Origin of the sequence: Shewanella sp. KJ2020, from assembly GCF_024197625.1 — a bacterium.
Taxonomy (GTDB): Bacteria; Pseudomonadota; Gammaproteobacteria; order Enterobacterales; family Shewanellaceae; genus Shewanella.
On the sequence record NZ_JAKUKD010000030.1, the window covers coordinates 43,426 to 55,621 of the forward strand.

At 43.6% G+C, this 12,196-nt stretch carries 9 protein-coding genes, 1 tRNA gene and 1 pseudogene; 5 read left to right on the plus strand and 6 right to left on the minus strand.

The features are described from left to right. Positions 1-10 precede the first annotated feature (10 nt). Together MJO46_RS15600 and MJO46_RS15605 are read right to left on the minus strand one after the other, a co-directional pair. Entirely contained in the window at positions 11-1,780 is a 1,770-nt protein-coding gene (locus MJO46_RS15600) for a PhnD/SsuA/transferrin family substrate-binding protein (protein WP_253990111.1), read from the minus strand. A 162-nt stretch (positions 1,781-1,942) separates the two neighbouring features. Then, entirely contained in the window at positions 1,943-2,941 is a 999-nt protein-coding gene (locus tag MJO46_RS15605) for an FAD:protein FMN transferase (protein WP_253990112.1), read from the minus strand. 315 nt (positions 2,942-3,256) lie between these two features. Between MJO46_RS15605 and MJO46_RS15610 the strand changes: the two genes are divergently transcribed. The 3 genes and pseudogenes from MJO46_RS15610 to MJO46_RS15620 form a co-directional block, all read left to right on the plus strand. Next, a complete protein-coding gene (locus tag MJO46_RS15610) occupies positions 3,257-4,609 on the plus strand; it encodes an FMN-binding protein (protein ID WP_253990113.1) in 1,353 nt (450 codons plus the stop codon). A gap of 15 nt (positions 4,610-4,624) precedes the next feature. Continuing rightward, positions 4,625-5,665 (plus strand): porin, encoded by a 1,041-nt coding sequence (locus MJO46_RS15615; protein WP_367880936.1) that lies wholly within the window; start codon positions 4,625-4,627, stop codon positions 5,663-5,665. 183 nt (positions 5,666-5,848) lie between these two features. Continuing rightward, a pseudogene (locus MJO46_RS15620) lies at positions 5,849-6,067 on the plus strand (YegP family protein); the annotation flags it as partial. A 136-nt stretch (positions 6,068-6,203) separates the two neighbouring features. Here MJO46_RS15620 and MJO46_RS15625 read toward each other — a convergent pair. Then, positions 6,204-6,290: transfer RNA gene (locus MJO46_RS15625), tRNA-Leu, on the minus strand. A gap of 147 nt (positions 6,291-6,437) precedes the next feature. Further along, positions 6,438-8,027 (minus strand): bacteriohemerythrin, encoded by a 1,590-nt coding sequence (locus MJO46_RS15630; RefSeq protein WP_253990115.1) that lies wholly within the window; start codon positions 8,025-8,027, stop codon positions 6,438-6,440. A gap of 287 nt (positions 8,028-8,314) precedes the next feature. Between MJO46_RS15630 and MJO46_RS15635 the strand changes: the two genes are divergently transcribed. Further along, positions 8,315-8,446 carry a DUF3149 domain-containing protein gene (locus MJO46_RS15635; protein WP_007644900.1) on the plus strand — a complete coding sequence of 44 codons (132 nt, stop codon included), beginning with the start codon at positions 8,315-8,317 and terminating at the stop codon, positions 8,444-8,446. 126 nt (positions 8,447-8,572) lie between these two features. Here MJO46_RS15635 and MJO46_RS15640 read toward each other — a convergent pair whose 3' ends face one another. After that, entirely contained in the window at positions 8,573-9,184 is a 612-nt protein-coding gene (locus tag MJO46_RS15640; RefSeq protein WP_198782339.1) for a superinfection exclusion B family protein, read from the minus strand. A 169-nt stretch (positions 9,185-9,353) separates the two neighbouring features. Between MJO46_RS15640 and MJO46_RS15645 the strand changes: the two genes are divergently transcribed. Then, complete coding sequence (locus tag MJO46_RS15645; protein ID WP_253990116.1) at positions 9,354-10,967, plus strand: ATP-binding protein; 1,614 nt, start codon at positions 9,354-9,356, stop codon at positions 10,965-10,967. Positions 10,968-11,087: 120 nt separating this feature from the next. Here the strand turns inward: MJO46_RS15645 and tcdA are convergent, their stop codons facing one another. Continuing rightward, positions 11,088-11,894, minus strand: a complete 807-nt coding sequence (tcdA, locus tag MJO46_RS15650; RefSeq protein WP_253990117.1) for a tRNA cyclic N6-threonylcarbamoyladenosine(37) synthase TcdA — start codon at positions 11,892-11,894, stop codon at positions 11,088-11,090. Positions 11,895-12,196 lie beyond the last annotated feature (302 nt).

Genomic DNA, 12,196 nt, shown 5'->3' on the forward strand with positions numbered 1-12,196 from the left:
TTGAGCTCTCTTAAGCTGATGGCTGGTTGAGTGGCAGGGTGACTTTTACCGTTAACCCCGGCGCGGCATGTTGTGCTTCAATTTTGCCTTTGTGTTCCTCAATAATGCGTTTGCAGATAACCATGCCTAGGCCAAGCCCTTGGGGTTTGGAGGTTTCAAAGGGAAAGAATAAGCGTTCGAGGGCGTTATCACTCAGGCCGCAACCCGAGTCAGTGATATGAATATAGACGCTTTCGCTTGTGGTACCTGTGTCGATAATCAATGACTTATGGGGGCTGTTTTCCATGGCATCTAGGGCATTGCGTAATAAATTCACCAGCACTTGCTGGATCAAACTGGCATCGGCAAATACGGGTAAGGCTTGTAAGTTTATCTGGGGACTGAGTTTGAGCCGCAGAAACTCAGATTGCATCAAGGTCAAGGTTTCTTCTATCACTGCGCGTAAATCACAGGGCTGGTAATCACTGGTTTGTTGGCAAAATGTGCGCAGTCGATGGATAGTGGTTTGGGCTCTATCGACTTGATTTATGACCTTATTGAGCGCGGTAGCAAGTTCGGTTTGGGTACTATCTAGCCGATATAAACAGCCTTGGGTGAGATAGCGAATACCGGCCAAGGGTTGTTTTAGCTCGTGGGCAATGCCTGAGGCCATTTCGCCCGTCAGCAGTACCCGTTGGGCGCGGTAAAACTGTTGTTGTTGCTCGAGTAAGATTTTTTGGGTGTGCTGATGATGGGTTATTTCGGCAGATAGGGCTTGGGTGCGTTTGACCACTAAACGTTTAACCCTTAAGTGATGAATATAGCCCAGTAGCAAGGCAAAAATGAAGCTTGCACCCCAAGGTAAGGCATTGTGCAGTAATCGCTGCCAGTTAGTGACAAATGGCCATTGCTCTAATTGTTTTAACAGTTCAAATACCGGGCTATCGTCCACGGGAGCCGACCAATATTGATATCTTCCTTGCACCGCCGCTTGGCTCTCTGGGGGTATTTGCAACAGGCTGGTGACCACTTGGGTAGCAAGTTTATGATCCGTATGGCCTAATTTGGTTAAGGCGTAGCCGGGATACAACTGAGTGGACACTTCGCAGGCAAAATCAGGATGCGGTTGCTTAAGGACCACTTTTAATTTATTCGCTGGAATGAGTCCTCGCTCTTGTGCGTTTTCCAACACACAGCTAGGTAATACCGCAACATCAGCCTCACCCGATAACAGCATTCGCAATAGTTTTTGCTGTGGAAAACCAATAAAGCGCAGCTGGGGAATATCACGGTAGGCATTGATGCCTTTGGTTGCCATCGTCGCTGCAAAAATTTGGAATCCGCCAAAGGCTTGTGGGTCGCTTGATACCAACTTTTCATCTTTAAGTTGTGCCCATTGGCTCAGGTTGTTGTCAATTCGCGTGACGATGGCAGAGCCGATGCTCTGTTCGGGTGAATGCACGCGGTTATGGACTAGGGTGAGTAAGTGACTGGTACCATAGTTTTTTTTAAATGCGACCGTGGTGAGGGCATTGCCAATTAAAAAGTCGATACGTTGCTTAGCGAGTGCTTCATCTAATTGAGTTGGCGTTAATGGCGTGAGTTGTACCGGACGATGCAGCTGCTGGCTCAACCAATCAGCGGTAGGCTGCCAATTGGCCATGACTTCATCGGGTTCATTAAACGCCATTATGCCTATTCGCACTGGATCACTTGTATGGCTATCGGCGGCAATGGCAGGCAGCTCAAAGCCGATAAAAAGGGCCAGGATAAACATTAATCGAGTGAAGAATTGATACATGATTTAAACCTAGCTGGGCGATTTGATTTAGTGGTTAACACAACAAGACGTTACAGCATCGCTGTAAAATAGGCTGCGCGATGCTGAGCTGATGGCCAAAAATAGTGGCTATATTATGCCTATTAGTGATTGCTGATGTATTGAGCCGCTTCACACATTAGCCTAAGGGGTGAGTTTAGCGCGATATTGTTCAAATTGTGGGGTGGCGATTTTAGTGCCTTGTTCATCCAGAAACCATACCGCTTCAATATCGCCAATACGCTTTATGAGATCTTGCGCTTCAGGCATCGGTAATAAAAATAGACTGGTTGAAATCACATCAGCAAGAATGGGTTTATTCTTCATAATAACCGATACTGAGATACCTTCATTTTTCGGATAGAGTGTCGTTGGATCAATAATGTGATGATACTCTTGGCCATTCACAGTGTAATAATTGAGATAATTTCCACTCGATACAATGGTTATATCTTCACCTTGAATGATTTCATGGTAAATATCACCGCTATTAATCTCGATATTATCTTTATGTTCTAGTTGATATTTGCGGATTAATGGGTTTTCGATTGCTGTAATAAATTGGCGGCCATCTGGGTGGGTGCCAAAATGGCGAATATTTCCACCGGCATTAATCATAAAGGCAGTAATATTATCGGCTTTTAATTGGTCGTACACTTTTTCAACCATCCAACCTTTGGCTATACCGCCTAAATCCAGCTTCATTCCTGGTTTCATTTGAATGGTATTATTGTTTACATCGAGTTTTATCTGTTTTATATCAATGTGTTTTGCCGCGTTGGCTAACTCGATATCACTGGGTAGTTCGCATGCGCCACCCTGTTGGCAACGTTTACGATAGCTTCGCCAAACTTCTAACACGGGGGCTAAGGCAACGTTAAATCGGCCTTGGGTAATGCCATGCCATTCAATACTGGTTGCTAATAATTCGGTGAGTTTTGCATCGATATGGTGTAATTTTTCAGGATTGTTATTGATAGTCTGGATATTGGTGTAGCCAGGGTAAGTGCTAAAGTTTGATGCTAAATAATGATATTCCTGCACCACATTAAGTGCATGGCATAATGCTAAATAGGATTTGTCTTTATCCGCTTCGTAAATATCAATGGTAATAGATGTGCCAAAATATTTTAACGTATTCATACTGCTTTTCCCGTGCTCATAATTAAATGTTGCATTGGTATTGCAGTCGAATGGTGAAAAAGTCGCATTTGCCATTGTTGGCGTAAAAAAGAGATAAATTAATACAGTAAAGGATAATAAATATTTCATACATCCCCCATCTTGATGACGATTAAATTAGTAGCATGAATTTCAGTTGATGACAGTAATCAATCAGCAAAGTGTTAGCTAACTCAACTATTTTGAATTGAGGTCTGCATATTGCGGTTATCCGCAATTGTCGAATTCTTTCCGAGGTCTATGCTGGCGGCAAGTTCATTAGTTGAAGAGCGTTATATGATGAAAACTGAATTACATTTTAAAAAAAGTTTGCTGGTTAGTGCGGTTGCATTCGCAACATTTGCCTTAGCAGGTTGTGCTAATACCGCACCCCAGGGGAAATATATTGATGGCGTCCATCATGTCAGTGGTAAGGGTAAAAAGAGCGACATTACCCTTGAAGTTAAGGTTGAGCAGGGGAATATCACTCAGGTAAAAACTCTGTCACATAAAGAAACCGAGTCACTGTACCTTAATGCTGAGCGTTTGCTACCCGAGATTGTGAGCCGTAATGGTCATGAGGGGATTGATGCCATCTCAGGCGCAACCTACTCATCCAATGGTATTTTAAAATCAATCAATGATTTACCTCGTGTAGATGGCAGTAAGCCTGAATATCAAAGCGTGGGTGCTCGCAGCCAAACAGGGGATGATGATTTTAAACTGAAATGGTCTATCCAACCGCGTTTAGGCTTAGTGAAAGGTGATTACTACTTTGAAGAAGCCCGTTTCCGCCAAGGGCATATGGGTAGCATGTTGGTGGTGGTGGATTCAAATAACCTTCAGGATGTGATTCTGGCCGAGTTTAATGAAAGTGGTCGTCCGAATTATTACACTCGCCTTTACCAAAATGTGCCTAAGCGTATGTCTGAATACAATTTCTCTATGGGCAAAAAGAAAGGTACCGCATGGGTACAATCCGCATTAACCATGGAAAAGTTAATGATGGAAAAAGACCAGCTTACCTTTGAGTTAAATCCTCACTACGATCCTAAGTTAGGCAACCAGCTCAGCGAGCCTAACCGCTTAAAATATCAAGGTATTGATATTGTTGCTGGCGCCTCAAACAGCATTCAGCAATCGATGATCCCCTTGACAGCTAAGATCCATAGTCGGATTCAAGCTGGAGCGAGTGATGCGCTTTTTTATCAGCAAGCAGAAAAATTGCTCGATGAAAAAGGTCGCTGGACAGGCGTTACTGCGATGCTGCGGTTAGTGGTTGATAAAAATAGCCACAAAATTACCCATGCCCATTACGATGAAATCTTTGCTGACGAGAAGAAAGATATCCAAGACGCCTCATTGAAAGCATTTTATCGTCAATCCAAATATGACTCGATTAATTATGTTGAGCCCGCGCGTATCGGATTTAACGTGATGATTGATGCCTTATCTTCGCATCTAAAAGAGGGTGGTTCGCTGTTCAATATTAATGATTTACCTGCAGCAGGTGATACCGGTAGTTACGCCCAAACCGGCTTTACTAAGCGTTCAGATGCCTGGGACAACTATCTGCGACTCGCTGATGTGTTGTACAAGCAAATGCGTGCCGATGGTGTGATTAATGAACATGCCTTACCTGCTCAGTAATATTGGATACCTAACATGATGAATAAATCATTTGCTATTTCGATGCTTACCTTGGCGCTATGTGCTACACAGGCCGTGGCCGATGAACATAAGTTTTATGGTCGTATCGATTATTCGGTAACCAATTCCGATAGTGGCAGTGCGACGCATAAAAATAAAAGCGGCACCGTATTAGAAAATAACTTTACACGCATCGGTATTAAAGGCGCTAGCCAATTAACCGACAGTACCTCACTGTTTTACCAAATTGAGGTTGGCGTAAATGGTGAGAGCCAAGATAGTGGCGATAAACCATTCTCAGCACGCCCAACATTTATTGGTGTGAAGCACAGCACTTATGGTGCCTTAGCGGTTGGACGGATTGATCCGGTATTTAAAATGGCTAAGGGGATGTCTGATGTAATGGACAATTATTCCTTAAAACATGACCGTTTATTTGCCGGTGATAAGCGTTGGGGTGACTCCTTTGAATACAAATCCGCCCATTGGAATAAGTTGCAATTAGGTGTGAGCTATTTATTGGAGGACAATCATTACACTAATAATGATAACCGCCGTGATAATGGCAATTACCAGTTAGCGGTTACCTATGGTGATAAGTTCTTTAAAACGGGTGATGTGTACGCTGCTGTTGCCTACAGTGATGGTGTGGAAGATATTGAAGCTTATCGTGGCGTTGTCCAATATAAGTGGGATAAGTGGCAGTTTGCGACAATGCTACAACATTCAAAATTGGTGAATACCGATAAAACCGATTGGCAACAGCGTGAAGGTGATGGTGTTATCGTTAGTGCCAAATATCAATTAGGCCAATTATCATTAAAGGCCCAATATGGATTTGATAACTCTGGTACCGGATTAATCGCTAATCGTGTTTATGCCAGTAAAAGCACCCTAATTGATGAGGTGCCAGAAATCTCTCAGTGGGCGATTGGTGCTGAATATAAATTGAGTAAGTCAACACGGCTACACACCGAAATTGGTCAGTTTGATGTGAAGCAATATAATGACTTTGACGACACCATTGTTAGCCTTGGTATGCGTTACGATTTTTGATCTCTATTAACGTTTTGTAACCACAGCTAAGAGGATTAAATCGCTTAGCAATTTCGCCATAGACTCCCGCCCGATGAGGGCGGGGATATAAGGCGTAAGGTAAGCGTTTATCGGCAAGGGTTTGACGCACTGAACTCGGTGATGGAATACCAGTTTTCTCGATACAGACTCAGATGTCGTGGTGCATTAAATGGCATTGAATCCGTTTAAACCAACCTCCCAATCGAAGCCAGATATGCCAAAGAAATGGCGAAAAACGATAAGCCATATTTCAACCTTATAGCAGCAAATCATCAGATCATTGGTTTTAGCCAAATGTATTCGAGCAAGGCTGCGAGGGATAACTGGATCAAGTTGGTAATGGAGAATGGGAAAACCACCACGATTAAAGAACTAACCTAAATAGGGATGCGCAGAGTGGTGAATGCGAAAAATAGAGGCAAATATCTGAAAACAAAACTGGTGATAGTACCTAACATGACTGAATTTTAGAGACAAAAAAACCGACGCTAAGGTCGGTTTGTATCTCTTAAAGAGATGGTACCAGTGGCCAGACTCGAACTGGCACGCTTTTAAGGGCGGCGGATTTTGAATCCGCTGTGTCTACCGATTTCACCACACTGGCATTGCTAAATTGCGCTTAGATTCAACAAAAACAACTGGCTGGCTCTAAGTGCTGGGAATTATACATTTGCCCGTGACAATGGCAAGCCCTTTTAGGGGGGCATGTATGCAAATTATATTTAACCGCTCAAAAATCAGACTCTTGAATTTACTCCGCGCCATGGGAAAGCAAAAACTGCGTGTATTCCTTATCGCTTTTCTGAATATGGTTAACCAGCCAGGACTTTAAGAAGGCCATGAGTTCATCGGCAACATCTTCTCCTCGGCCAACCCGCTTCTGGAAATCAAGCACTTGAGCTACAAGTTGCCCGTGCTTCTCTTTATGGCTTGCGGTTTGGGGATAACCAAAACGAGCAAATAACTCTTCCTCATAGGAAAAATGGTTTGCGGTGTAATCCACCAGCCCTTGGATAATACGTTTTATCGCCTCAAGACCATAGGCTTCACTTAGGGTGCGGTGTAGTTCGTTAATCAGTGAGACTAAACGCAGGTGCTGACGGTTAATTTCAGGCATGCCGATATCAAGCTCGGGCCCCCATTTTACAAAGAGTTTGCTCTGTGCTTGGTTGGAGTTAAATAATTGAGCATCTACATGGAATCGATTTAAGAGGGAGCCAATCTCCTGCGACATATTATAAATCTTCAGACTCGATAGATTAGTGTCGTTGGTATGACGGGCGTTTTTTAACGCTAACTCGGCCATTACACTGATATTTTTGTTTATCTCCTCTGCTACTGCATGGTGTTGCTCTGAGGCTGTCGCGATTTGATGGGACATATAGGTAATGGATTCAATCTGGGTGACTATATCACCGAGGGCTGTGTGGGCTTGTCCAACCATGAGCGCGGTTTCATCGGCAATGGTGACATTTTTCAGCATTACTTCAACGCCTTGGCTTGCACCCTTCTGTAAGGCGACAATCTGTTGCTGGATTTCGACCGTGGCTTCGGATGTCCGTTTGGCGAGATTACGGACTTCATCAGCGACAACGGCAAATCCACGGCCATTTTCACCGGCTCTTGCACTCTCTATCGCCGCATTTAAGGCGAGCAGATTAGTTTGTTCGGCAACTTGGGAGATGGTTTCTATAATGCTGCTGATGTTATTGCTATCGGCAGCCAGATGTTCAATGACGCTTTTAGTTTGGTGAATTTCTTGGGTCATATCTTTGATTTTATGGACGATAGTTCCCATTATTTGATCGCCGTGTTTTGCTGAGCTTTGTGCTATATCGGCCGCCTGTGCTGTGCTTAGGGCATTTTGTGACACTTCTTGCACCGTTGAAACCATTTGTGTCATTGCCGTTACGGCAAGTTCAGTCTGACGTTCCTGCTCTAGCACACCCTGTTTGGCTTGTTCACTGATCTGTTTGATATCGGAAGCGACCTTTTTCATCCATTCGCTAGTGTCCACCAGCGATAAAATGGTGCGACTCACGTCTTCTCCCATTCGATTAATGCTATGCACCACGCTAATAAGCACCCCAGCCTCTTTTTCATCGAGCTGATAGCTCAAGTCACCATCACCTAAATGGCGGGCGGCATGTTCGAGTAGGCCTAAATTACGGATGAGTTTATTGATGTTAACAATCAGAATGATGGCCAGTGCGAGCAAGCAGAGGAGGGCAACAATATCTTGGCTAATCACTAAACAGTACAGAGGATAAATCAGTAATATCAGTGGTGCGAAAATGAAACTGTATCCCATAGTTCCCTTTTGTACGCGGCTGTTGGCCATTTTGGGGCTCCTTCAAAAATGTGCTCAGGTCTAAATTTAGGCACAGATCTTAGAATCATTTTGCAATGGATATGACTAATCCTAGTTGCTAACGCAATAAGAAACAAAACCAAACCCCTTGAGCTGACACCTCATTTACCGGGTGCTAAATTTGACCCCTATCACATAGTTAAGCGAGAGTTGCAATTTTGTTTACTGGTGTCGAATTTTTATTGATCAGGATCAGTTTTTTTATTGCGGAGGACAGCTAATTTAGGGGGGACTTCACAGGAAAGAGGATTTCAATCATGGCATTTTGGTTAGATTTAATGTTTGGTAACCCTATAGGTTTACTCTCAATGATCGTTATCTTTAGCACAATAGGGATAGTCTCATATATCACTTGGATGTTTATTGTGAAGTCTGCACAACAGCCGTAGTTTTTGCTTCCATTTGTTTATTCTGTTCTTTGTAAAAATTGCACATTATTATGGGGGTTTGGATACCCCCATTTTTTATATTTGAATTTTTACAAACCATTCCAATAGCTTAATCTAGGCCTCTGACTAGGCCGCATGTTTGCGGTTTTGTACTAATCCATTCAAAAATTGTGGCCGCGCCTTAATCAAATGCTGCATTTCTTCTTGGCTTGGCTCACCCGCGGGCAGGCGTAAAACATCACGATTGAGATACATACGTGCCTTCATCGCAATTTTGTAATCGGCCGTTGGACCTTGAATGGCGTAATGACGTTCATTGCCAAGGTGTTCCAAAATACAAGCATTGAGTAAGCTCTTTACCGCGGGCTCATTTTGCGGCAGAGTCAAAATGGTGGCGCCCTGTAAGAAGAACTCGCGCAGTAATGCTCGTTCCGCACGGTCCAGAAGGTTAACTTTGGCTTCAATGGTCTCTGTGATGCGTTTATCACTCAAGTGACGGATCGACTCATCTAAGCCCAGATTTAACAACTGGCTGAGGAAATACGCGATAGCGATAATCAGACCTAGACCGATAAAGTGGGCGTGTTCCGGCACAAATTTATCGAGGGCCAGAATAGCTAACGCATTGGATGGAATCGATAATAAGACAGCACAGCTCACCATTAGCCAGAGCATGACTCTAAACATCATTTTCTTAGGACTAAAAAACTTAACTGAATCCAGCTTGAGTTTGAACATAGTGTTATCCCTGTGACAAAAAATTGAACCTGTTGATGAGTAAGCAAATTTAATGCCATAACTAAAGTAAGACTTTCGGGATATTTCACCTCGAGAAAATGCACAATTTTAAACATGGAGTCTATGCTTATAGGCATCTCAAGCCGCTATTGCATATAGAAAATTTAAGATGCTGACATTCTTTAGCCAATTTATTAAAAGCCCCATAGGCAGGCATCTCACCTTGTCTATTATCCTCTTTAGCTCATTAATCACCTTAATGACGACGGCTTATCAGCTTGTGAATGATTACCGTGGCGACGTTAGTCGTATCGATAGAGTCTTTTCGAATATTGAAAAAGCCAACCTCGAAGTGCTAGCGGCGAGTATTTGGGTTATTGATGAGAGACTGATCAATACCCAACTGAATGGTCTAATTCAACTGCCTGATATTAATTATATTTCAATAAAAGACGACAGTGGCCAATCCTGGAGTTCAGGTAACCTAAAGCAGGAGCGCGCACTCGATAAGCGCTTCCCTTTAGTCTATAAATCCCCAACAGAAAGCATTAACGTGGGGACGCTAGAAGTGCAAGCCGATATGGATGCGATTTATCAACGCCTGTACGATAAGGCGATGCTGATCTTGCTATCCAATGGTATAAAAACCTTTTTAGTCGCTGGATTTATTCTTTTTTTGGTCTGGTATAACATCACTAAACATTTGGACAAACTCAGTAATTATTGTAAACGCATTAATCTTGACGCTGACTACGAACCACTCCAATTTGAGCGTAAAGAAAAAGTCGATGAGTTTAAACAGGTGGCCGATGCCATCAATAGCATGCAACATCAGTTGCGCAGCTCTTTTGACGATCTTAAAAACTCTAAATCCGCGTTACAAACTGCCCTAGAAGACCGTGAACGCTTACTCAAGTTGGAGCGCAGCTATAAAGAAGAGTTGGCAAGGCAAGTCAAAGAAAGGACTCTGGAATTAGAGCAGTCTCTCACGGCACTGAAGCGGGCCCAGCAGGTATTGGTCGAGCAGGAAAAAATGGCGGCCTTAGGCGGATTAGTCTCTGGAGTTGCCCATGAAATTAACACGCCAATCGGCATATGTTTGACGGCCGCGAGCACACAGTTAAACCATATCGAAGAGCTGATAGAGCTTATTCATAGCGATGAAGCCACACTCGATGAGATCAATGCTATTTTGGATGAGTATCAGGAAAGCTGTGAGCTTATCGTCCGTAATATCACTAAAGCCAGCGGCTTAATTCAAAAATTCAAAACGATTGCCATCGATCGCAGCCACGAAGAGCATCAATGCGTCAATCTAAAGGATCAGTTGAACGAGATTTTAGAGTCGACCTTGATCATGCATCCCAATGTTAATGCCAAAACACAGATCACAGTGGAACCGACATTAAACGTTAAAACAAATATTAGCTTACTCAATCAAATGGTTAGCAATATTTTATCCAATGCTTTCACCCATGCGTTTCAAAATAGGGAAGATAATCTCGTTGAGATCTGTGCGGATATTGATGATAACTATGTCACTATTAGCATTCAAAACAATGGATTAGCAATCCCTGCTGAGGTTGCCGAACATATGTTTGAACCCTTTTTTACCACCAATAGGAATAAAGGCGGTACTGGGCTGGGTTTATCGGCAGCCTTCAATGCCGCCACTTTATTGAAAGGTACTATGAGTTATCAGGCCGACTCGACCCTTGGTGGAGCGCAGTTCAATATCCGTTTTCCCTTAGTCCCCTGTGAGTTTGTACAACTGGCGACCTAACACCACTGGCCACAGATACTCGCTCTAGGAACACGATTTTCACCCTAAAACAAACATCCACGGCAGTTGGCCGTGGATGTCAATACACTCTTCTTTCAATACACTCTGCTTAGGATAGCGCTAAGACTCATTGGCCATTTGTGCCAATCGTGCCAGTACGCGACTCGCCGCCACAAATCCAAAGGTACCCGTCACCATAGTGACAGCGCCAAAACCTGAGGCGCAGTCCATACGCATAGTGCCATCGGCCGTCGCTTTAGTGCTACACACAGTCCCGTCGGCTTGGGGATACACTAATTGCTCACTGGAAAATACGGCATCGACGGCGAAACGGCGCTGCACATTTTTTGAGAAATTATATTCGCGGCGCAGGAGGTTACGCACCTTTGCCAGTAAGGGATCTTGATAGGTTTTAGCAAGGTCGGCCAACTGGATTTGAGTCGGATCCGTTTGCCCACCGGCCCCACCAACGGTAACGATTTTGATTTTTTGACGCTTACACCAAGCGATCAGTGCCGCTTTCTGCTTCACCGCATCAATACAGTCAACAACATAATCAATATTGCCGCCCGTCTTGGGGCCGAGCAAATAGTCACCTAGGTTATCTAGGGTAATAAAATCTTCTATTTCATTGACTTGACAATCTGGGTTGATCTCACGGATCCGCTGTGCCATCACAGCCACTTTCGAGTTGCCAATGGTTGAAGCCAGCGCATGGATTTGACGATTGGTGTTAGTGACACAAATATCATCTAAATCAATCAGAGATATTTGGCCTATGCCGCTACGCGCTAAGGCTTCGGCGGCCCAAGTGCCTACGCCACCAATGCCAATCACTACTACATGGGACTGGGCAAATTTTGCTAACGCCTTTTGCCCGTACAAACGGCCAATTCCGCTAAAGCGATTTTGATAGGCTTCAGTCATAAATGCGTACCTTATATTGACCTAACAACAGCAAACAAACCCACCTTACTCACCTTGGGCTACGACCTAAAACACACTAGGGCACACTAAAAATGCGCCGTGGATTCTAAACGATTTAGCGTGAAAATCGAAATCAATCTCCTAAATCAACATTAAAGATGCAGAGCGATACGAATACCGTGCAAATGTAATAAATGAAGACAGGCTGCATGGCGCTCGGGGTATTCTGGTGAAAAAGTCATTTAATCATTGTTTTTTCTTTGTAAAACAATATGTTGAAAACAACCTTGTTTTAATGAAAG

Excerpts from the sequence above, each read along its gene's own strand:
- MJO46_RS15645 (WP_253990116.1), top strand. The coding sequence starts at position 9,354 with ATGCTGACATTCTTTAGCCAATTTATTAAAAGCCCCATAGGCAGGCAT.
- MJO46_RS15615 (WP_367880936.1), top strand. The coding sequence starts at position 4,625 with ATGATGAATAAATCATTTGCTATTTCGATGCTTACCTTGGCGCTATGT.
- MJO46_RS15635 (WP_007644900.1), top strand. The coding sequence starts at position 8,315 with ATGGCATTTTGGTTAGATTTAATGTTTGGTAACCCTATAGGTTTACTC.
- MJO46_RS15630 (WP_253990115.1), bottom strand. The coding sequence starts at position 8,027 with ATGGCCAACAGCCGCGTACAAAAGGGAACTATGGGATACAGTTTCATT.
- MJO46_RS15600 (WP_253990111.1), bottom strand. The coding sequence starts at position 1,780 with ATGTATCAATTCTTCACTCGATTAATGTTTATCCTGGCCCTTTTTATC.
- MJO46_RS15610 (WP_253990113.1), top strand. The coding sequence starts at position 3,257 with ATGATGAAAACTGAATTACATTTTAAAAAAAGTTTGCTGGTTAGTGCG.
- MJO46_RS15640 (WP_198782339.1), bottom strand. The coding sequence starts at position 9,184 with ATGTTCAAACTCAAGCTGGATTCAGTTAAGTTTTTTAGTCCTAAGAAA.
- tcdA (WP_253990117.1), bottom strand. The coding sequence starts at position 11,894 with ATGACTGAAGCCTATCAAAATCGCTTTAGCGGAATTGGCCGTTTGTAC.
- MJO46_RS15605 (WP_253990112.1), bottom strand. The coding sequence starts at position 2,941 with ATGAATACGTTAAAATATTTTGGCACATCTATTACCATTGATATTTAC.